Source organism: Acidovorax sp. Root219 (assembly GCF_001428665.1).
Lineage (GTDB): Bacteria > Pseudomonadota > Gammaproteobacteria > Burkholderiales > Burkholderiaceae_C > Acidovorax.
The window spans coordinates 24,272-44,082 of record NZ_LMIJ01000023.1 but is presented as its reverse complement, the minus strand read 5'-3'; the positions used below and the strand labels follow the sequence as shown (position 1 = coordinate 44,082).

Below are 19,811 nucleotides of genomic sequence, written 5' to 3'. Positions count from 1 at the left end.
CATGCCATCGCCGCGCGGCGGCCCGGTGTCAGGTGGCGGAGGATGAAGGGGTGGTGGCCTGCGCCAGTTCAGGCTGCAGCACCAGCCGCTGCATGCCGCTGTAGCAGACGAAGCGCCGGTTGGTGGCGCGGCCGATGGCGCACAGGCCCAGTTGCTCGGCCACGGCGTGCCCCATCTGCGTCATGCCGCTGCGCGAGACCACGATGGGCACGCCCATCTGGGCGGACTTGATGACCATCTCGCTGGTCAGCCGGCCCGTGGTGTAGAACACCTTGTCGGCGCCCACCATCGGTGCCGCGTCCCCGGCGGCCATCCACATCCACCCCGCAATCGTGTCGATGGCGTTGTGGCGGCCCACGTCCTCGACAAAGACCAGCAGCTCCTCGCCCTGGAACAGCGCGCAGCCGTGCACCGAGCCGGCCGATTTGTAAGTGCTCTCCTTGAGGCGGATGGCGTTGACGATGCCGTACAGCTGGCCCTGCGTGAGCCGCGCCTCGGGCAGCACGATGCGGTCCACCTCGTCCATCAGGCCGCCGAACACGCTGCCCTGGCCGCAGCCGGTGGTGACCACCTTGCTGGCCGTGCGCTCCTCGATGCGCGCGATGCCGTGGCGCGTGCGCACGGCGGCGGCGTTGACCTCCCAGTCCACCGTGATCGACTCGATGTCCTGCGCCGACTCCACCAGGCGCTGGTTGCGCAGGTAGCCCAGCACCAGCAGCTCGGGGTGCGCGCCCAGGGTCATCAGCGTGACCAGCTCGCGGTTGTCGACATACACGGTCAGCGGGCGCTCGGCGGGGATGGACAGCTCTTCGCGCTCGCCATGCTCGTTGACCACCTCGACGCGGTGGGTCAGCGGCGCCTGCGCCTGGGTCAGGCGCGGCAGGCGGGGGGCGGCGGTGGCGGGCACGGGCATGGTCATGGGGACAGCGTAGCGCATCCCCGCGCGATGCAGCGGACAGGCACCCGCCAGTGCCGGGCGGTGCTCAGGACTTGGGCGCCGAAGCGGCCGCTGCAGGCGTCTGGGTGCTGGGCGGGCTGCTGGCCGTGCCCGGTGGCGAGTGCGCGCCGGCGGCCTCCAGGGGCTTGGCCTCGGGCGGTGTGTAGACAAAGGGGCCCGGGTCCGCACAGGCGGCTCCCACTGCGGCGGCAGGCTTGGCGGCGGTGTTGGTCTTGCGGTAGTGGGCCGCGACCCGGTCCTGCGACTGGCACAGCTTGTAGTTGTCGACCTTGCCGGCCCAGGCGGCCTTGGCAGCGGCTTCGGCCGCCTTGGCGGCTGCCTCGGGCGCAGGCGGCGGCAATTTGGCCAGCGCGGCGCTGCAGGCGCAGGCGGCGCACAGGGCCAGCAGCAAGGGGCGAAGGAAAGAAGGCTTGTTGTTCATCGTCATGGTGGGCCTCATGCCTGAACGGGCTTGGCGGCAGCGGCCTCGCCCGCGGGCTCTGCACTGCTGCTGCGTTGCGATGGGATCTTGCCGGCCTTGACATCGTCGTACCAGAGCTGGTGGTGCTCCCTGGCCCAGGTTTCGTCCACGTAGCCGGTCTTCATGGCCTTGTAAGCGCCCTGCATGCCGATGGTGCCCAGGTAGATGTGGCCCATGAACATGACCATCATCACCACCGTGGCCACGGCGTGGACCATGTGTGCGATCTGCATCGTGCCGCGCTCGTAGATGAGCCCGGGAATGAGCTTGTCCAGCACCAGGCCCGAGGCCACGACGATGGCGCCCAGGAACAGCACCCCACCCCAGAAGACCAGCTTCTCGCCGGCATTGAAGCGGTGCGAAGGCACCTCGGTGCCCGAAAGCATGCCGCCGCCCTTGAGCAGCCAGGTGAGGTCGCCCCGGCGCGGGAAGTTGTCCTTGAGGAAGGTGAAGAACACGATGACCAGCGACACCGCGAACAGCGGCCCGGCGAAGTTGTGCAGGTTCTTGAGGGCATAGGCCAGCCAGCCGAACAGCGTGCCACCCAGGATAGGCAGCAGGAAGAACTTGCCGAAGGCCATCACCAGGCCCGAGATGGCCAGTGCCACGAAGGCGATGGCATTGGCCCAGTGGGCGGAGCGCTCGAAGGGCGTGAAGCGCTCGATCTTGCGGCCCGTCTCGGCGCCGTGCAGCTGCATCGTGCCCTTGCGCCAATAGAACAGGGCGATGGCCCCCGCCACGATGAGCAGCAGCGAGCCGCCGTAGGGAATGATCCACTGGTTGCGCACCTGGCGCCAGGCCTCGCCCGCGTTGGTCACGCGCGAACCCGGGTATTGCACGAAGGGCTGGATCAGGTTGCCGGCCTCGGGCGCCTGGCTCTTGGGCAGGCTGCTGTAGCCCGTGACGCCCTCGCCCACCTGGCGCCACATCGGCGCGTTGTTGCCCGGCTGCACCTTGGCGCGTTCGCCGTTGTTCTGCTGGGCGTAGCCCGGCTCTTCGCTGGCATCGGGCTTGACCTGGAAGATGTTCTGGCCCTGGATGCCGCCGACCGCGGGCGCCGCCGCTGGCGTCGCGGCAGAGGCCGCTTGCGCGCTGGCCGGGGCCTGGGCCCCTGCCGTGCCCCAGGCCAGGCCGGCCAACAGCGCCATGCTGCACAGGAAGTTTTTCATGGCAGGCCTCGCTCTACCGGGTGGTGCGGGTGTATTCGTTCTGGCCGTACTGCTGGCGCGCCTTGAGCTGCTGCTCCCAGCCAGCCTTGTCGCCGGCCTTCCAGCCGGGCTGCGTGAAATTGCTGCCTGTGCCGGCATAGGGCGGCGCATCGATGCGCACGCCGCCGCCGGTCTGCGGCTTCTCGGTGCAGGCCACCAGCGCCAGCAGCCCACAGGCTGCGCCCAGGATCAGTACAGTGCGCCCGGTCATGACTTGGCTCCCGGGGTGGGTTGGCCGGCCTGCTTGGAGCCATAGGCCGTGCCCCAGCCCCAGACCTCGGCACCCTTGCCGCGCTGCACCACGCGGTTGCGGAAGATGTCCGCCACCACGTCGCCATCGCCGGCCAAGAGGGCCTTGGTGGAGCACATCTCGGCGCAGGCCGGCAGCTTGCCCTCGGCCAGGCGGTTGCGGCCGTACTTGTCGAACTCGGCCTGGCTGCCGTGGGTTTCGGGGCCGCCGGCGCAGAAGGTGCACTTGTCCATCTTGCCGCGCACGCCGAAGGTGCCCTGCGAGGGGAACTGGGGGGCGCCGAACGGGCAGGCATAGCTGCAGTAGCCGCAGCCGATGCAGACGTCCTTGTCGTGCAGCACCACGCCTTCGTCGGTGCGGTAAAAGCAGTTCACGGGGCACACGGCCATGCAGGGGGCGTCACTGCAATGCATGCAGGCCACCGAGATGGACTTTTCGCCCGGCACGCCGTCGTTGAGCGTGACCACGCGGCGGCGGTTCACGCCCCAGGGCACTTCGTGCTCGTTCTTGCAGGCGGTGACGCAGCCGTTGCATTCGATGCAGCGCTCTGCATCGCAGATGAATTTCATTCGTGCCATGGGGTGTCTCCTGGTCGCTGCTGCGTGTTCATGCCCGTTCCACGTTGCAGATCGTGGTCTTGGTTTCCTGCATCATGGTCACGCTGTCGTAGCCATAGGTGGTGGCCGTGTTCACGGCCTCGCCGCGCACGATGGGCGCTGCGCCCTTGGGGTAGTGGTCCAGCATGTCCGCGCCCTGCCAGCGGCCCGAAAAGTGGAACGGCATCCACACCGTGTCGGGCGCCACGCGCTCGGTCACCAGGGCCTGCACGTTGATGCGGGCGCCCGTGGGCGAACTGAGCCACACCCGCTCGCCGTTGCGCACGCCACGCTCGCCGGCGGTCTTGGGGTGGATCTCCACGAACGACTCCTGCTGCAACTCGGCCAGCCAGGGGTTGGAGCGGGTTTCCTCGCCGCCGCCTTCGTACTCGACCAGACGGCCCGAGGTCAGGATCAGCGGGAACTTCTCGTGCACCTTGTCGGCGATGTTCTTGTCCTGCACGCTCTTGTAGAGGGTGGGCAGGCGCCAGAACGCCTTCTTGTCATCGTGCGTGGGGTACTTGGCCATCAGGTCGGGCCGGGTGCCATACAGCGGCTCGCGGTGCTGCGGAATGGCATCGGGGAAGTTCCACACCACGGCGCGCGCCTTGGCGTTGCCGAAGGGGTGGCAGCCATGGTTCTTCATGGTCACGCGGATGATCGCGCCCGTGGGGTCGGTCTTCCAGTTCTTGCCTTCGGCGGCCTTCTTCTCCGCGTCGGTGAGCTCGTCCCACCAGCCGAGCTTCTTGAGCAGCACATGGTCGAACTCGGGGTAGCCGGTGGTGATGTCGGAGCCCAGCGAGTAGGATCCGTCCTCGGCCAGCAGGTTCTGGCCATCCTTTTCGACACCGAAGTTGGCGCGGAAGCACCCGCCGCCATCCATGACATGTTTGGAAGTGTCATAGAGGTTGGACGAGCCGGGGTGCTTGAGCTCGGGCGTGCCGTAGCACGGCCAGGGCAGGCCGAAGTAGTCGCCGGTGAAGTCGTAGCCGGTTTCCTTGTCCTTGCCGCCCTTGGCCTTCAGGGTCTTCACGTCGAACAGGTGCATGTTCTTCATGTGCGCCTTCAGACGCTCGGGGCTCTGGCCGGTGTAGCCGATGGTCCAGACGCTGCGGTTGATCTCGCGCAGGATGTCCTCGATCACGGGCTCGTCCATGCCCTGCACCTTCTGCAGCTTGTAGTTCTTGACCAGCTCCTTGTCGAAACCCAGCTTCTGCGCGAACTGGTACATGATCATGTGGTCCGAGCGGCTCTCCCACAGCGGCTCGATCACCTTCTCGCGCCATTGCAGCGAGCGGTTGGATGCCGTGCACGAACCACTGGTTTCGAATTGCGTGGCTGCAGGCAGCAGATAGACCGCACGGTTCGGATTCAGGTCTTCAGCCCGGCCGGGCATGGCCGCCATGGCGGCCGTGGCCGAAGGGTAAGGGTCGACCACCACCAGCAGGTCGAGCTTGTCCATGGCGCGCTTCATCTCCAGCCCCCGGGTCTGGGAGTTGGGCGCATGGCCCCAGAAGAACACGCCGCGCAGGTTGGAGTCCTGGTCGATCAGCTCGTTCTTTTCGAGCACCCCATCGATCCAGCGCGAGACCGTGAGGCCCGACTTGGTCATCATGGCCGGGCTCGAATACCGGCCCTTGATCCACTCGAAGTCCACGCCCCAGACCGCCGCGAAATGCTTCCACGCCCCTTCGGCAATGCCGTAGTAGCCAGGCAGCGAGTCGGGATTGGGGCCCACGTCGGTGGCGCCCTGCACGTTGTCGTGCCCGCGGAAGATGTTGGTGCCGCCGCCGGTCTTGCCCACGTTGCCCAGAGCCAACTGAAGGATGCACGAGGCCCGCACGATGGCGTTGCCGATGGTGTGCTGCGTCTGGCCCATGCACCAGACGATGGTGCCGGGGCGGTGGGCGTTGAGCAGGCTCGCGACCTTGAACACCTGCTCTTCCTTGACGCCGCAGGCCTCCTCGACCTTGTCGGGCGTCCACTTGGCCAGGATCTCCTCGCGCACCTTGTCCATGCCATAGACACGGTCGTTGATGTACTGCTTGTCCTCCCAGCCGTTCTTGAAGATGTGGTACAGCAAACCGAACAGGAAGGGAATGTCGGACCCCGAACGGATGCGCACGAACTCATCAGCCTTGGCCGCCGTGCGGGTGAAGCGCGGGTCCACCACGATCATCTTGCAGCCGGTCTCCTTGGCGTGCAGCATGTGCAGCATGCTCACCGGGTGGGCCTCGGCCGCGTTGGAGCCGATGTACATGGCGACCTTGCTGTTCTGCATGTCGTTGTACGAATTCGTCATGGCCCCGTAGCCCCAGGTGTTGGCCACCCCGGCCACCGTGGTGGAGTGGCAGATGCGGGCCTGGTGGTCGCAGTTGTTGGTGCCCCAGAAGCTCACGAACTTGCGCAGCAGGTAGGCCTGCTCGTTGTTGTGCTTGGACGAGCCCACGAAGTACACGCTGTCGGGCCCGCTGGCCTTGCGCAGGTCCTGCATGCGGGCGGTGATCTCGGTGAGCGCCGTGTCCCAGCTGATGCGCTCGTACTTGCCGTTGACCAGCTTCATCGGGTAGCGCAGGCGGTACTCGCCATGGCCGTGCTCGCGCAGCGCGGCGCCCTTGGCGCAGTGCGCGCCCAGGTTGATGGGGGAGTCGAACACCGGCTCCTGGCGCACCCAGACGCCGTTCTCGACCACGGCGTCCACCGCGCAGCCCACCGAGCAGTGGGTGCAGATGGTGCGGCGCACCTCGATCTTGCTGTCGCCCAGGCCGACCTTGGCGCCCTCCGCGGCGCTGGACTTCTTGACCAGGGTGAGCTGCGAGGCAGCGATGCCCACGCCGACGCCCAGGCCCGAGCGGCGCAGGAAGGCACGCCGGTCCATGGTGGGCAGGGCCTTGGCCAGGCCGCGCTGCAGGCTGTGGACGAAGGGAGAGGACGAGGAGGTGGCCGCAGCGCCCTCTCGGGCGTGGGAAGACTTCTTGGTGAGCAACATGGCGCGCCCCGCGGTCAGAGTTGGGTGGTCTTGTAGTACTGCTGCACGTGTGCCGAGAGGCGGTAGCCGCCACCGCGCTCAGGCGGTGCTGGCACGGGCTCGGCTGCAGCGGTGGCACCTGGGGCTGCAATGTGGGGCAAGGCCACGACGGCGGCAGCAGCAGCCCCCGCAGTGGCTGCACCTGCAAAGAACCGGCGGCGAGAAGGTTGGGGCTGGCTGTCCTGCATCATTGTCTCCAGGAGGGCTTGCGGCTATGCAATGTCGTTCATACAGTCTATGCGAGTGTCTGGCCCACTGCAATCGGGTATGGCCACCCCATGGAACTTCACTCGGGTTTGGCACACCTTCGCAGGCGCCCGCAGCGGCTCATTCCAGCATGTCGAAACCCTGGGCTTCCACAGCCACGAAAGCCCGTGTGAAGCGGGCCAGCGCGCCATAGAAGGGGGCGGCGGGGTGGGCCTCCAGCACATCGCACAGGGCCGGCACCCAGGGCTGCAGGTGGGCGGCAAAAAAGTCCCGTTGTGTCGTAAGGTTGCACACCGCCATGTCGTCACCAGCGATCAGGTAGCGCATGGCCTCGCACAGGTAGGCCAGGTGGTCCTCGGTCTCGGGCATGGCCTCGCTGCGCGCCAGGCCCAGGGCATCCAGGTCGCTGCGCAGGCGTGCCAGCGGCTTCTCGTTGAGAAAGCCGCTCAGGTAGTGCGACCCGTAGAGGAAGACCTCGGGCTTGCCCATGCCGCCGAACAGGCGCTCGAACTCGGCGGCAATGGCCGCGTCCTCCCGCGCACGGGCGGCCCCCACCAGTTGCTGCCAGGGCTCCTCCAGCAAGCCACCTTCGGCCGGCGCCTGGGTCACGGCCACGCGCAGGGTGGCCAGCAGGCCGGGCGCCGGGGCGCTGTAGTACAGCTGCGCCAGCAGGCCATAGAGTTCGGCACGCGCGGTTTCCTCGTCGAGGGCGGCGCTGGCGGCCATGGTCAGGGGTGCGGTGGCGCTCACAGGTCCGTCACTTTCGCTTCGCTCTGGGAAGAATAGAGGTCGATGACGCGGCAGTCGCCGCACATCTTCAGGCGCTCCAGCGCCTCGCCCTGGAACATGGCGTGGCCCGAGAGCCGCTCCAGCATGGCTTCGATGGCCTTGAGCGTGCCAAACGGTTTGCTGCAGCGCACACAGGCCCAGGGCTGGGTTTCGGCCAACACGCGCAGTTGCGCCCGTTCGGGCGTGAGCAGCAGGCGCGGCTGCAGGGTGATGGCGTCTTCGGGGCAGGTGGTGGCGCACAGGCCGCACTGCACACAGTTCTTTTCCAGAAAGCGCAGCTGGGGCAGTTGCGGGTTGTCCTGCAGGGCACCGGCCGGGCAGGCGCTCACGCAGCTCAGGCACAGCGTGCAGCGGTTTTTGTCGACCGTGATGGACCCGAGCGGCGCACCGGCTGCGGGCAGGGCGATGGCTTCGGGCAAGCCCTCCTGGAGCAGTGGCGCATGGGCGATGAAATGGTCCAGCGCCATCTCCAGCGTGGCGCGCTTTTCCTGGGCCACGCCATGGCGCGCCGCCACCGGCGGCCGCAGCTGGCGGGTGTTGCACAGGGACTGCAGGGCGGCATCGAGCGCCGCCACATCGCCCGCGCGCAGCAGCCGCAGGTGGCTGCCGGTGTAGCCCAGCCCATGCAGGATGGCCTGGGCCACCTCCATCTGCGCCTGCACACCATCCAGGTACTGGGGCGCCTCCTCGTGCGTGGCCAGCACCACCACCTGCGAAGCACCATAGGCCAGCGCACTGAGCCACAGGTCCACGCCGGTGCTGGCGGTGTGCCACAGCGGCACCGGGATCACATTGGCGGGTACGCCCTGGGCACGCCGCAGCTGGGCGGCACGGCCCAGTGCGTCGACCAAGGCCTGGCCCTGCTCCTGGCTGTGCAGCAGCAGCACGGCGCTCTGGCCGCCTGCCGCCGCATAGGTGGACAACAAGGCCTTGAAGCGCGCGCCCTGCTCTGTGGCACCCGGGTAGGCAAAGGACAGTGCACCCGTCGGGCACACCGTGGTGCAGGCGCCGCAGCCCACGCACAGGTGGGGATTGACCTTGATCTGCTGGCGGCTCTTGTCGCTGGAAATGGCCTCGGCAGAACAAATGTCGATGCAGGCATTGCAACCCACGGTCTCGTTGCGGCTGTGGGCGCAGAGCTTTTGCTTGTATGCGAAGAAGCGGGGCTTGTCGAACTCGCCCACCATCTCGCGCAGCTTGAGCAGCACGGCCATGTCGCGCCCGTCGCTGCGGAAGTAGCCTTGGGGCGGTGCATGCTGGGTGAAGGTGGGCACGGCCGTGGCCGGGCGCAGGTCCAGCACCAGGTCGAAGCGCTCCTGTTGCGCGCTGGCCTCGCGGCCGAAGTCGATGGCGCCCGCCACCTGGCAGGCGCGCACGCAGGCGCGGTTCGCATCGCAGGCGGACAGGTCCACCTGGTAGTCCAGGCCGATGGCGTTTTCGGGGCAGGCCACGATGCAGGCATTGCAGCGCGTGCACAGGTCCAGGTCGATGGGGTTGTCGGCTGACCACTGCACGTCGAAGGCCCCGAGCCAGCCCGACAGCCCGGTGAGGCGCCCGCCGAGCACGGGGAAACGCCGTGCCTGCGCACCGCCTGCCTGCCCCGGGCCCTGTGCAAACAAGGTCACGTCGAGCACATCGGCCACCAAGGCCGCAGCCTGTTCGGCGGCATCGAGCGGGCCGATGACCAGCAGGCGCCCGGCGCTCTTGTAGCTGACGGTGGCCACCGGCGGCGGCTCGGGCAGGCGGGCTGCGGCCAGCAAGGCAGCGATCTTGGGGCCTGCATCGCGGGCATCGCGGCTCCAGCCCCCGGTTTCGCGGATGTTCACGAAGCGGATCGGTGAGACCGCGCCTTCGGTCTGCGCGCCGAGTTCGCCAAACAGGCGCTGCTCCTGGGTGCAGGCCACCACCACCTCCTGGCCGGTGCGGATGGCGTCCTGGAAGGCGCCGGCCTCGCGCCGGCACAGCGTGGAATGGAGGGTCAGTTCCTCATGCAGGGCCGCGCCCAACGCCTTCGCGTCGAGGGGCATCGTCTGGTTGCAGTCGCAGATCAGCGTGGTCATGTTCGGTATGGCTGGCTACCCTGACCCCATCGCCCCCAGCGGGGTCGACTGAGGCCAGTTCTGGCGAGCTAGGAATGGCGGTGCATACCTCGGACTGTGCCACGTCTGGCAGCGCTGGCGTCTCCGCATCATCCCGAGGCTGAGGGTCTTGCGGGGCCTTTGCCTGTGCGGGCTGCGGCACAGCCTCTCCGGCACCGTCCTTTTCATGATCGAAGAAGCCCATGAAGTGGGCGCTGGCCATCTGGCGCAGCATGCCTTCGGGCAGCGGATCGGGCTTGGAGTAGTCGTCGATATAGATGTCCAGGCCGTCCATGGCATTGAAATGCGGGTCGGCAAACAGTTTCTTCATGGCCGTGTTGCGCACATCGGGCGCCACGCCGCGGCCCATGAAGGGCTTGAAGTCGGACTCGGCCGTCAAGGCCTGGGCATCGGCCAGCGTGGGCAGCTCTGGCTCAGCGGCGGCAGGCACGGCCACCGGCTCCGGGGCAGGCATGGCGGCGGCGGATGGCAAGGCCTCTGATGGGGGCGATGGCTCAGGCTCCTGCACGGGCCTGCCCGCAGCCACCTCCTGCTTGCGCCGCGACCAGCGCGAGAGAAAACCGTCAGCCATGGTGCGGGCCGCCCCGGCCACCGCGCTGTTTGTCCGTGGAGACCGATGCCGGGTTGCCGAAGCGGTCGGTCAGCGACTGGAAGCTGTCGGGCCGCCTGCGGCGCTTGGGCTCGGGCGCGTAGTGCTCGTCGACAAAGGCCTGCAGCGCCTGCAGCACGGCCGCCGGCGCGGGCACCTGCTCCACCGTTTCCTGCGCATCGAGCCAGCGGCCGGCATCGTGGTAGCTCAGGCTCACGGCCACGGGGCGGGCCAGCGGCTCGGGAACTCTGCCCTCCTCGTCCATGCGCCACAGCACGAACCAGCAGGGTGCGGGCGCGGACAGGTTCAGGTGGTAGCCCTCGCCGTCGTCCTTGAACAGTTCTACGGCAAAGCCCGGGAACAGCCACAGGGCCTGGTTATCGTCCTGGCGCAAGAGGCGCGGCACACCGCCAAAGGCGGATTCTGCGGGCACCACGTCGTCCAGCACCCAGCGCCAGGGCTGCCAGCGGTTGTCCAGGCGCTCGCGGCGCATGGTGACGGCGACTTCGATGGTGGGGCGGGCGGTCATGGAAGCTGACTGTACCCTGTCGTGGGCCATGGCCCGGCAGCTGCGGGCAAAAGCCCTGCAGGCACTCAACCTGGGTTTTGCAATGCCTCTCCCAGCAGCTCGATGGCCACCGCGCAGTACTTGAACTCCGGTATCTTCCCGAATGGGTCCAGCGCCGCATGGGTCAGCAGATTGGCCGCCGCCTCCACGTAGGCGAAGGGCATGAACACCGTTCCGGTGGGCGTGCCGTCGTCACGGCGCAAGCGCACCTGCACGCCCCCCCGGCGCGAGCGGATGCTGACCAGCGCGCCAGGCTCCACCCCCAGCAGCGCCAGGTCGTCGCCGTGCATGGACGCGGTGGCCATGGGCTCGATGGCATCCAGCACCGTGCTGCGCCGCGTCATGCTGCCGGTGTGCCAGTGCTCCAGCTGGCGGCCGGTGATCAGCACCAGCGGATAGTCGGCATCCGGCTTTTCCGCCGCAGGAATGATGCTGGCCGGAACCAGTCCGAGCCGGCCGGTGGCTGTGGGAAACCGCTCCGTGAACACGATGGGCTGGCCCGGGTCGTCTGCGCCGAGGCAGGGGTAAGTCACGCTGGAATCGCGCTCCAGCCGCTCCCAGGTGATGCCACTGATGCTGGCATGCATGGCCTGGCGCATTTCTTCGTAGACGGCGGCGACGCCGGACTCCGGGCCCTCGTAGTTCCACGCCAGGCCCATCCGCAGCGCCAGTTGCTGGATGATCCACAGGTCGGGCCGGGCGTCGCCAGGAGGGTTCAGCGCGCGCCGCCCCATCTGCACCATGCGGTCGGTGTTGCTGGCCGTGCCGGTCTTCTCGGGCCAGGCGCTCGCTGGCAGCACCACATCGGCCAGCCAGGCCGTCTCGGTCAGGAAAATGTCCTGCACCACCAGATGCGACAGGCTCGCCAGGGCATGGCGTGCGTGGTTCAGGTCCGGGTCGCTCATGGCGGGGTTCTCGCCCATGATGTACATGCCCCGCACCTTGTGGGGATCGCTGTCCTCGGCCAGGGCCTTGTGCATGATCTCCACCACGGTGTAGCCCGGCTGGGCGTCGAGCGGGGTTCCCCAGAAGTCCTCGAACCAGCGGTGCGCCTGGGCGTTGTCCACGCGCTGGTAGTTGGGGAACATCATGGGGATCAGCCCCGCATCGCTGGCGCCCTGCACATTGTTCTGGCCACGCAGCGGGTGCAAGCCCGATCCGGGCTTGCCGATCTGGCCCGTGACCGCGCACAGCGCGATCAGGCAGCGGGCATTGTCCGTGCCATGCACATGCTGGCTCACGCCCATGCCCCAGAGGATCATCGACGCCTTGGCGCGCGCGAACGCCCGCGCCACTTCGCGCAGGGTTTCGGCGGGGATGCCGCAGATGGGGGCCATGGCCTCCGGGCTGCAGGCCAGCACATTCGCCTTGAGCGCCTCGAAATTGTGCGCCCGGTCGCGGATGAAGGCCTCGTCCACCAGGCCTTCGTCGATCACGGTGTGGATCAGCGCGTTGAGCATGGCCACATCGGTGTCGGCCTTGAACTGCAGCGTGCGCCAGGCATGGCGGCCAATGTCGGTCACGCGCGGGTCGGCCAGCACGATCCGGGCGCCGCGCCGTGCGGCATTCTTCATCCAGCTGGCCGCCACCGGGTGGTTCGCAGTGGGGTTGGAGCCGATCACGAAGATCAGCTCGGCATGCTCCACATCGTTGACCGGGTTGCTCACCGCGCCCGAGCCCACGCCTTCGAGCAGCGCAGCGACGCTGGAGGCATGGCACAAGCGCGTGCAGTGGTCCACATTGTTACTGCCAAAGCCGGTGCGAACCAGCTTCTGGAAGAGGTAGGCCTCTTCATTGCTGCCCTTGGCCGAGCCGAAGCCCGCCAGTGCCTTGGGGCCGTGCTGGTCGCGCAATGCGCGCAAGCCACCACCCGCCAGCTCCAGCGCCTCCTCCCAGGTCGCCTCGCGGAACAGCTCGCGCCAATCCGCAGGGCGCGCCTGGCCCTGCCAGTCCTTGGGCACCCCGGGCTTGCGCACCAGGGGTACCGTGAGCCGCTCGGGATGGTGCGCATAGTCGAAGCCGAACCGCCCCTTGACGCACAGGCGGCCATGGTTGGCAGGGCCGTCGCGGCCATCGACGCTGACGATCTTCTCGTCCCGGACGTTGTAGGTGATGAGGCAGCCCACGCCGCAGAAGGGGCAGACCGAGTCCACCTTGCGGTCCACCGCCTGCGGGCCAATGTGGGTCTTGGCGCTGAGCGCGCCGGTGGGGCAGGCCTGCACGCATTCGCCACAGGCCACGCAGGTGCTCTCGGCCATGGGGTCGTCCAGGTCGAAGACGATCTTGCTGTCGGCCCCGCGCAGCGCGTAGCCGATCACGTCATTGACCTGCTCCTCCCGGCAGGCCCGCACGCAGCGGTTGCACTGGATGCAGGCATCGAGGTTCACGGCCATGGCCGGGTGGCTCAGATCCGCCGCAGGCTGGTCCCGACGCAATGCCTTCAACGCGGGACGCACCGCCACACCCAGGCGGTCAGCCCAGGCGCTGAGCTCACCATGCTGCCCGGCATGCGCCTGGCCAGGATGGCCTTCGTCGTTCCACCGGTAGCCTTTGTCTGGCATGTCCGACAGCAGCATCTCCACCACCATCTGCTGCGACTTGACGGCGCGGGGACTGGTGGCCCGCACCTTCATGCCAGGGGCGGGGGCGCGGCAGCAACTGGGGGCCAGCGCGCGCTCGCCCTCGATCTCGACCACGCAGGCGCGGCAATTGCCGTCGGGGCGCAGGCCATCCTGGAAGCACAGGTGGGGAATGTCCACCCCGTGGCGCTGCGCCGCTTTCAGCAGGCTCTCGCCAGGCAAGGCCAGCACGGGCTGGCCATCGAGCTCGAAGGCAATGGCGGCGGGAGCCTTGGCGCAGGCGGGCGACAACACCGCACTCATGGCTGCAGCCCCTGGGGCAGTTGCTCCGCCATCGCGCTGCGGCGTGGAGGGGGCAGATCGCCGGGCCACGGCCCTTCACCCACCTCGTGAGGAAAGTACTTGTGGATACAGCGGATCGGGTTGGGGGCGGCCTGCCCCAGCCCGCAGATGGAGGCATCGGCCATCACCTGCGCCAGGTCGTCCAGGGTGTCGCTGTCCCACTGCGGCGCCTGCATCAACCGGGCCGCCTTGGCCGTACCGACCCGGCAGGGCGTGCACTGGCCGCAGCTTTCATGTTCAAAGAAACGCATCACGTTCAGCGCCGCATCGCGTGCCCGGTCGTGCTGGCCGAGCACGATGACGGCCGCAGAGCCGATGAAGCAGCCATAGGGCTGCAGCGTGTCGAAGTCCAGGGGAATCTGGTTCAGCCGGGCCGGCAGGATGCCGCCCGAGGCGCCACCCGGAAGGTAGGCATAGAGTTCGTGGCCCTCGGCCATGCCGCCACAGTATTCGTCGATCAGCTCCTGCACCGTGATGCCTGCAGGTGCCAGCTTGACGCCCGGCTGCCGCACCCGCCCACTGACGCTGAAGCTGCGCAAGCCCTTGCGCCCATGGCGGCCGAAGGCGGAGAACCACTGCGGCCCCTTTTCCAGCACATCGCGCACCCAGTACAGCGTCTCGAAATTGTGTTCCAGCGTGGGCCGGCCAAACAGTCCGACCTGGGCGATGTAGGGCGGGCGCATGCGGGGCTCGCCGCGCTTGCCCTCGATGCTCTCGATCATCGCCGACTCCTCGCCGCAGATGTAGGCCCCCGCACCCCGGCGCAGTTCGATGTGCGGCAGGGGGCAAGGGGGGTCGGCCTGCAGCTTGGACAGCTCGGACTGCAGCAGGGCACGGCAGCCATAGTATTCATCGCGCAGATAGATGTAGACGGCCTCCGTGCCCACCACCTGCGCGGCGATCAGCACGCCCTCCAGGAAGCGGTGCGGGTCGCGCTCCAGGTAGGTGCGGTCCTTGAAGGTCCCGGGTTCTCCCTCGTCAATGTTCACCGCCATCACCCGTGGGGCGGACTGCTCGCGCACGATGCGCCATTTGCGGCCCGCCGCAAACCCCGCGCCGCCCAGGCCCCGCAGGCCGGAGTCCTCCATCGCGCCCAGCACTGCCTCGGCGTTCATTTCCCCCTGGACCACCGCAGCGGCCAACTGGTAGCCGCCGTGTGCGCGGTAGGTGGCAAGGTCCGTCCAGGCGGGGCTGGTTTCGCGCGCGCCATCGGGCAGGCTGCGCTGCGCCCACGCAGACAGCTCGAAAGGGGCCGCCGCTGCGGGTGCCGGGTGCTGCGCCAGCGCCCGGCTGGGCTTGGCCTGCAGCACGCCAAGCACCTGCTCCAGCGTGGCCTGCGGCACCGGGCACTGGTGCACCACCGCCACGGGTGCCTGCTCGCAGCGGCCCACGCAGGGCACGGCCTGCACCTGCACATCGCCCTGGCCAGCCGCGCGCAGGCGCTCTGGCAGTTGCGCCAGCAACTCACGCGCACCGGCCATGCTGCAGGCGAGGCTGTCGCACACCCGCAGCACCAGGCGCGGCACCTGGGCATCGGCGCGCACGATGTCGAAGTGGTGGTAGAAGCTGGCCACCTCGTAGACCTCGGCCATGGGCACATTCATCTGCCGCGCAAGCGCCACCAGGTGCCGGTCGTGGAGAGCGCCAAAGTGGTCGTTCAGGCGGTGCAGGTACTCGATGAGCCAGTCGCGGCGAAAGCCCTCGGCAGGGCGCTCGCCCAGCAACCGGGCCACATCGGCCATCGCCCCATCCTCGGGCTGGCGGCCCTTGAGGCGGCTCTTGCGGCGGATGCGCTCGCGCATGTCGCTGACGGACACAGCTGCCACGGTGGGCGCTTCGGGGGCAAGGTTCATGGACCGCAATCGTGGAATAGGTATGCAGGAGCCCGCACAGACCCCCATGGCCCTCAGTGTCCAGCAGCCCGGGACAGCCCGTCAAATTGCTTACGCACATGGAGCGATCACAAAAACAAATGAAGACCATTTGCCGCCGAACGCAGCACTGCAAAAAACTCAGGGGACCAGCAAGCCGCTGTGCTGTGCCGCATGGCGCAGCCAGCCCGCGTCCAGGGCCAGTGCCAGCGCCGCGTCGAGGGCGCGCGTGGGCTGTACCTGGCGGTGCGACATGAAACCGATGGGGGTGGTGAGCACCGGGCCGGTCAAGGGCAATGCCTCCAGCCCTTCATGGCCCCGCACGGCATCCACCAAGGCACCCGGCAAGACGCTGCACAGTTCACCCGCCACCACGCTCAGCGCCAGCGTGAGCACAGAGTCGGTTTCCATCGCGGGCTGAACCGAAGCCCCGGCACTGCGAAAGGCCGCATCCACCAGGCTGCGGTTGTGCATGGCGGGGGTCAGCAGGCACAGCGGGGAGCGTGCCGCATCCAGCCAGGAAATGGGCGGACCGATCTGCAGCCCACGGCCCTGGGCTTGGCCTGCACGCCGCAGCAAAAAGTAGTGCTCCACGTACTGCGGCCAGGAGCGCAGGGCCCCGCCAAGCGCCGGCATGCGTTCGGTGTAGCCCAGCGCAAGGTCCAGCGAAATGCTCTCCAGCCCGGCTTCGAGCGCCTGCGAGCTCATCGACAGTGCCACCGGCACGATGCCGGGATGGCGCGCCTGCAACAGGGCGGCAAAGCGCGCCAGGATGGGCATGGCGGTGGGCACGGCACCCAGGCGCAGCGTGCCCCGCGGGTGCGCGGCTTCGCTGCTCAGCTCCTGCTGCAGCACCGTGTGCTCGTGCAGCATGCGCTGGGCGGAGGCCAGCACCCTCTCGCCTTCGGGGGTAAAGCCTTCAAAGCTGCGGCCGCGGCGCACCACCACCACGCCAAACTCCTTCTCCAGTGCACGCAGGGCGTTTGACAGGGCCGGCTGCGTGATGTGGCAGGCCTGCGCAGCGCGCCCGAAATGCCGGTGCTCGTGCAGCGCCACCAGGTAGCGCAGGGATGCCAGAAGGTTCATGGCCAGGCAGGCAGCGGTGCCACCCGGTTACGTGTCCTTGCTGACCGCGATGGTCGGGAACTTGGACGAAAAGTCCTTGGACTGCTGGGCGATCTTCACGGCCACGGTGCGTGCCACCTGCTTGTAGATCTGCGCCACGTCGCCGTCGGGGTCGGCCACCACGGTGGGTTTGCCACTGTCGGCCTGCAGGCGGATCTGCATGTCCAGCGGCAGGGCGCCCAGGTAGTCCATGCCATAGTCAGCCGCCATCTTCTTGCCGCCATCGGCCCCGAAGATATGCTCCACATGGCCGCAGTTGGTGCACACGTGCACGGCCATGTTCTCGACGATGCCCAGGATGGGCACGCCCACCTTCTCGAACATCTTGATGCCCTTCTTGGCGTCGAGCAGGGCGATGTCCTGCGGCGTGGTGACGATCACGGCACCCGTCATGGGCACGCGCTGGGACAGCGTGAGCTGGATGTCGCCGGTGCCGGGCGGCATGTCGATGATGAGGTAGTCGAGGTCCTTCCAGTTGGTCTGGCGCAGCAGCTGCTCCAGCGCCTGGGTGGCCATGGGGCCGCGCCAGATCATGGCCTCGTCCTGGTCGACCAGGAAGCCGATGGACATGACCTGCACGCCGTAGTTCTCCAGCGGCTCCATGGTCTTGCCGTCTTCGCTCTCAGGGCGGCGGCTGATGCCCAGCATCATGGGCTGGCTCGGGCCGTAGATGTCGGCGTCGAGCACACCGACGCTGGCGCCCTCGGCGGCCAGGGCCAGGGCCAAGTTGGCGGCGGTGGTGCTCTTGCCCACCCCGCCCTTGCCCGATGCCACGGCAATGATGTTCTTCACCTGGGGCAGCAGCTGCACGCCGCGCTGCACGGCGTGGGCCACCACCTTGGTGGTGATGTTCACGGACACGTTGTCCACCCCGGCCACGCCCTTGGCTGCCGCCACGAGGCTGCGGCGCAGCTCGGGCACCAGGCTCTTGGCCGGGTAGCCCAGCTCCACGTCGAACGCCACGTCGCCGCCGTTGATCTGCACATTGCGCAGCGCCCGCGTGCTGACGTAGTCCTTGCCCGTGTGCGGGTCTTGTACGCTGGAAAGTGCGGCCAGAAGGCCTTGTTCGGTGACTGCCATGCAATTAACTCCTGTGGGACGGGTAGTCTATCCAACGGACCCCGCCCTGCGTAAGTGCGGGACAATGCGCGTCGCCCACCCGCTTCCCTCCCGTTACAGACTCCCGAAAGACGCCCCGTGAAATTCAAGATGGCCGAGAAATCCCTGTTCGCCGTGCTGCTGCGCTCGCCCTGGTGGGTCAGCTTCCTGGTGGTGGGAGTGATCGCACTGGCGGCCGGCGCGCTGCTGCCGCGCGAGTACGCCTATGTCGGCGCCGTGGGCACGCTGCCGATCTTCGTGGTGGGCTGCATTGCGGCCTGGCGCCAGCTCAGGGCCCCGAGCCCCGCCAAGGTCGAGGAAATGCTGGGCGCCATCAACAGCATGCCCTGGCGCACCTTCTGCGATGCGCTGGAGGCCGCCTGGGTGCGCGATGGCTGCACGGTGGAAAAGCCCCGGTCCGGCCCCGTGGACCTGCGCGTGGCCAAGGGCGGCCAGGCCACCCTGGTCAGCGCCAAACGCTGGAAGGCCGCGACCCATGGCGTCGAGCCGATGCGCGAACTGCAGGCCGCCATGCAGGCGCAAGGGGCCTCGGCAGGGATCTATGTGATGACCCAGGGACAGCTCTCCGACAACGCCCGCCTGTTTGCGCGCGACAACGGCATCACCGTGCTGCAGGGCCCGGGCGTCGCCGCCCTCCTTCTCGCAAAGGACTGATCTGGCCGCCCGCCATGCGGGTTTCCCCAAGTGGCGGCCTGCGGGCAACGCAGCACACTGGGCCCTGACGCCACACACCCCGTCCACCGATGCAATCACCCGACAGCCCCGCCGCGCCCGCCCCCCTTGCCACGGGCCTTCTGCTGACGGGCGGCGGCGCCCGGGCCGCCTACCAGGTGGGGGTGCTCGAAGCCATTGCCGATCTGCGCCTGGCCTGCGGCGCGGGTGACGAGCCCAACCCCTTTCCCATCATCACCGGCACCTCGGCCGGGGCCATCAATGCGGCGGCGCTGGCCTGCGGGGCCGACAACTTCGACCGGGCCGTGCGCCGCATCGCCCGCGTATGGCGCGACTTCCATGCGCAGCAGGTGTACAGGGCCGACTCGCTGAGCGTGCTGCGCAGCGGCGCGCGCTGGCTCTCGCTGCTGTCGCTGGGCTGGGCCCTGGCGCGCTGGCGGCGCATGCGCCCGCGCTCGCTGCTGGACAACGCGCCGCTCGAAAAGCTGCTGGTCAAGATGGTGCCGCTGGTGCGCCTGCCGCGCCTTTTGAAAAAGGGCCACCTCAAGGCCCTGGCCGTCACGGCGTCGAGCTACAGCTCGGGCGAGCACGTGACCTTCTTCGAGACCGATGCCCCGCTGCAGCCCTGGGTGCGCTCGCAGCGCAAGGCGGCACGCGACCGCATCACGCACGAGCACCTGCTGGCCTCCTCGGCCATCCCCTTCGTGTTCCCGGCCAAGGCCATCAGCATCGGGGACCACATGGAGTTCTTCGGCGACGGCTCCATGCGCCAGTCGGCACCGATTGCGCCGGCCATCCACCTGGGGGCCGAGCGCATCCTGGTGGTGGGCGCCGGCCGCATGCACGAGCCCAAGGGTGACGCGGCCGCCAACCCCACGCCCACCTACCCCTCGCTGGCGCAGATCGCAGGGCACGCACTCTCCAACATCTTCCTCGATGCGCTGTCGGTCGACGTGGAGCGCGTGCTGCGCGTGAACCAGACGCTGTCGCTCATTCCGCCCGAGGTGCGCGCCAAGAGCGCGCTGCGCCCCATCGAGCTCTTGGTGATCGCGCCCTCCCAGCGGCTGGACGCGGTGGCCGCGCGCCATGTGGGCAACCTGCCCACACCCGTGCGCGCCATGCTCGGCGCCCTGGGCGTCACCTCCAACATGGCCGACGTGCGCGGCGCGGCGCTGGCCAGCTACCTGCTGTTCGAGTCGGGCTACACGCGCGAACTCATGGCCCTGGGCCGTGAGGACACCCTGGCCATGCGCGCCGAGGTGTGCAAGTTCTTTGGCTGGACGGACACTGGCGCCGAAGTGAAAACACTCCAGCACGCCTGAGTTCTGCCGGGGTTGGCCCTGCGCGGCGG

Annotated in this window: 17 protein-coding genes; 2 read left to right on the top strand and 15 right to left on the bottom strand. The window is 68.4% G+C overall.

The features are described 5' to 3' along the window. Nucleotides 1-28: 28 nt before the first annotated feature. The 15 genes from ASE28_RS20690 to apbC all read right to left on the bottom strand — a co-directional run bounded on the left by ASE28_RS20690 (nt 29) and on the right by apbC (nt 17,749). Nucleotides 29-919 (bottom strand): formate dehydrogenase accessory sulfurtransferase FdhD, encoded by an 891-nt coding sequence (locus ASE28_RS20690; protein ID WP_057268310.1) that lies wholly within the window; start codon nt 917-919, stop codon nt 29-31. A gap of 64 nt (nt 920-983) precedes the next feature. After that, nucleotides 984-1,385, bottom strand: a complete 402-nt coding sequence (locus ASE28_RS20685; RefSeq protein ID WP_200961106.1) for a hypothetical protein — start codon at nt 1,383-1,385, stop codon at nt 984-986. An 8-nt stretch (nt 1,386-1,393) separates the two neighbouring features. Then, complete coding sequence (locus ASE28_RS20680) at nt 1,394-2,587, bottom strand: formate dehydrogenase subunit gamma (protein ID WP_057268309.1); 1,194 nt, start codon at nt 2,585-2,587, stop codon at nt 1,394-1,396. 13 nt (nt 2,588-2,600) lie between these two features. Beyond that, the gene (locus tag ASE28_RS20675; protein WP_057201908.1) at nt 2,601-2,837 is read right to left on the bottom strand and encodes a hypothetical protein; all 237 of its coding nucleotides are present in this window, start codon (nt 2,835-2,837) and stop codon (nt 2,601-2,603) included. Beyond that, complete coding sequence (fdh3B, locus tag ASE28_RS20670) at nt 2,834-3,454, bottom strand: formate dehydrogenase FDH3 subunit beta (protein ID WP_007861300.1); 621 nt, start codon at nt 3,452-3,454, stop codon at nt 2,834-2,836. The genes ASE28_RS20675 and fdh3B overlap by 4 nt, the downstream gene beginning before the upstream one ends. Before the next feature lie 28 nt (nt 3,455-3,482). Beyond that, nucleotides 3,483-6,461 carry a formate dehydrogenase subunit alpha gene (locus ASE28_RS20665; RefSeq protein ID WP_057268308.1) on the bottom strand — a complete coding sequence of 993 codons (2,979 nt, stop codon included), beginning with the start codon at nt 6,459-6,461 and terminating at the stop codon, nt 3,483-3,485. A 14-nt stretch (nt 6,462-6,475) separates the two neighbouring features. Beyond that, nucleotides 6,476-6,688: a formate dehydrogenase gene (locus ASE28_RS20660; RefSeq protein WP_057202518.1), complete on the bottom strand. Its 213-nt coding sequence runs from the start codon at nt 6,686-6,688 to the stop codon at nt 6,476-6,478. Between the two features lie 139 nt (nt 6,689-6,827). Beyond that, nucleotides 6,828-7,433 carry a molecular chaperone gene (locus ASE28_RS20655; protein WP_057268481.1) on the bottom strand — a complete coding sequence of 202 codons (606 nt, stop codon included), beginning with the start codon at nt 7,431-7,433 and terminating at the stop codon, nt 6,828-6,830. Between the two features lie 20 nt (nt 7,434-7,453). Further along, nucleotides 7,454-9,523 carry a 4Fe-4S binding protein gene (locus tag ASE28_RS20650; RefSeq protein ID WP_057268307.1) on the bottom strand — a complete coding sequence of 690 codons (2,070 nt, stop codon included), beginning with the start codon at nt 9,521-9,523 and terminating at the stop codon, nt 7,454-7,456. Then, nucleotides 9,483-10,166, bottom strand: coding sequence for a DUF3306 domain-containing protein (locus ASE28_RS20645; protein ID WP_057268480.1), 684 nt, complete (start codon nt 10,164-10,166; stop codon nt 9,483-9,485). The genes ASE28_RS20650 and ASE28_RS20645 overlap by 41 nt, the downstream gene beginning before the upstream one ends. Then, nucleotides 10,159-10,713 carry a DUF3305 domain-containing protein gene (locus ASE28_RS20640; RefSeq protein ID WP_057268306.1) on the bottom strand — a complete coding sequence of 185 codons (555 nt, stop codon included), beginning with the start codon at nt 10,711-10,713 and terminating at the stop codon, nt 10,159-10,161. The genes ASE28_RS20645 and ASE28_RS20640 overlap by 8 nt, the downstream gene beginning before the upstream one ends. Nucleotides 10,714-10,778: 65 nt before the next feature. Further along, on the bottom strand, nt 10,779-13,634 hold the full coding sequence (gene fdhF, locus ASE28_RS20635; RefSeq protein WP_057268305.1) for a formate dehydrogenase subunit alpha: 2,856 nt from the start codon (nt 13,632-13,634) through the stop codon (nt 10,779-10,781). Beyond that, nucleotides 13,631-15,526 carry an NAD(P)H-dependent oxidoreductase subunit E gene (locus ASE28_RS20630; protein WP_057268304.1) on the bottom strand — a complete coding sequence of 632 codons (1,896 nt, stop codon included), beginning with the start codon at nt 15,524-15,526 and terminating at the stop codon, nt 13,631-13,633. The genes fdhF and ASE28_RS20630 overlap by 4 nt, the downstream gene beginning before the upstream one ends. Nucleotides 15,527-15,685: 159 nt before the next feature. Then, nucleotides 15,686-16,630 (bottom strand): LysR substrate-binding domain-containing protein, encoded by a 945-nt coding sequence (locus ASE28_RS20625; protein WP_057268303.1) that lies wholly within the window; start codon nt 16,628-16,630, stop codon nt 15,686-15,688. Between the two features lie 27 nt (nt 16,631-16,657). Beyond that, nucleotides 16,658-17,749 carry an iron-sulfur cluster carrier protein ApbC gene (gene apbC, locus ASE28_RS20620; protein WP_057268302.1) on the bottom strand — a complete coding sequence of 364 codons (1,092 nt, stop codon included), beginning with the start codon at nt 17,747-17,749 and terminating at the stop codon, nt 16,658-16,660. Between the two features lie 117 nt (nt 17,750-17,866). Between apbC and ASE28_RS20615 the strand changes: the two genes are divergently transcribed. Together ASE28_RS20615 and ASE28_RS20610 are read left to right on the top strand one after the other, a co-directional pair. After that, entirely contained in the window at nt 17,867-18,442 is a 576-nt protein-coding gene (locus ASE28_RS20615; protein ID WP_235516184.1) for a restriction endonuclease, read from the top strand. A gap of 89 nt (nt 18,443-18,531) precedes the next feature. After that, nucleotides 18,532-19,782 carry a patatin-like phospholipase family protein gene (locus ASE28_RS20610; protein WP_057201898.1) on the top strand — a complete coding sequence of 417 codons (1,251 nt, stop codon included), beginning with the start codon at nt 18,532-18,534 and terminating at the stop codon, nt 19,780-19,782. Nucleotides 19,783-19,811 lie beyond the last annotated feature (29 nt).

What these genes read in the sequence shown, in the direction of transcription:
- ASE28_RS20690 (WP_057268310.1), bottom strand. Translation starts at nt 919, where the DNA reads ATGACCATGCCCGTGCCCGCCACCGCCGCCCCCCGCCTGCCGCGCCTG.
- ASE28_RS20685 (WP_200961106.1), bottom strand. Translation starts at nt 1,385, where the DNA reads ATGACGATGAACAACAAGCCTTCTTTCCTTCGCCCCTTGCTGCTGGCC.
- ASE28_RS20680 (WP_057268309.1), bottom strand. Translation starts at nt 2,587, where the DNA reads ATGAAAAACTTCCTGTGCAGCATGGCGCTGTTGGCCGGCCTGGCCTGG.
- ASE28_RS20675 (WP_057201908.1), bottom strand. Translation starts at nt 2,837, where the DNA reads ATGACCGGGCGCACTGTACTGATCCTGGGCGCAGCCTGTGGGCTGCTG.
- fdh3B (WP_007861300.1), bottom strand. Translation starts at nt 3,454, where the DNA reads ATGGCACGAATGAAATTCATCTGCGATGCAGAGCGCTGCATCGAATGC.
- ASE28_RS20665 (WP_057268308.1), bottom strand. Translation starts at nt 6,461, where the DNA reads ATGTTGCTCACCAAGAAGTCTTCCCACGCCCGAGAGGGCGCTGCGGCC.
- ASE28_RS20660 (WP_057202518.1), bottom strand. Translation starts at nt 6,688, where the DNA reads ATGCAGGACAGCCAGCCCCAACCTTCTCGCCGCCGGTTCTTTGCAGGT.
- ASE28_RS20655 (WP_057268481.1), bottom strand. Translation starts at nt 7,433, where the DNA reads ATGGCCGCCAGCGCCGCCCTCGACGAGGAAACCGCGCGTGCCGAACTC.
- ASE28_RS20650 (WP_057268307.1), bottom strand. Translation starts at nt 9,523, where the DNA reads ATGCCCCTCGACGCGAAGGCGTTGGGCGCGGCCCTGCATGAGGAACTG.
- ASE28_RS20645 (WP_057268480.1), bottom strand. Translation starts at nt 10,166, where the DNA reads ATGGCTGACGGTTTTCTCTCGCGCTGGTCGCGGCGCAAGCAGGAGGTG.
- ASE28_RS20640 (WP_057268306.1), bottom strand. Translation starts at nt 10,713, where the DNA reads ATGACCGCCCGCCCCACCATCGAAGTCGCCGTCACCATGCGCCGCGAG.
- fdhF (WP_057268305.1), bottom strand. Translation starts at nt 13,634, where the DNA reads ATGAGTGCGGTGTTGTCGCCCGCCTGCGCCAAGGCTCCCGCCGCCATT.
- ASE28_RS20630 (WP_057268304.1), bottom strand. Translation starts at nt 15,526, where the DNA reads ATGAACCTTGCCCCCGAAGCGCCCACCGTGGCAGCTGTGTCCGTCAGC.
- ASE28_RS20625 (WP_057268303.1), bottom strand. Translation starts at nt 16,630, where the DNA reads ATGAACCTTCTGGCATCCCTGCGCTACCTGGTGGCGCTGCACGAGCAC.
- apbC (WP_057268302.1), bottom strand. Translation starts at nt 17,749, where the DNA reads ATGGCAGTCACCGAACAAGGCCTTCTGGCCGCACTTTCCAGCGTACAA.
- ASE28_RS20610 (WP_057201898.1), top strand. Translation starts at nt 18,532, where the DNA reads ATGCAATCACCCGACAGCCCCGCCGCGCCCGCCCCCCTTGCCACGGGC.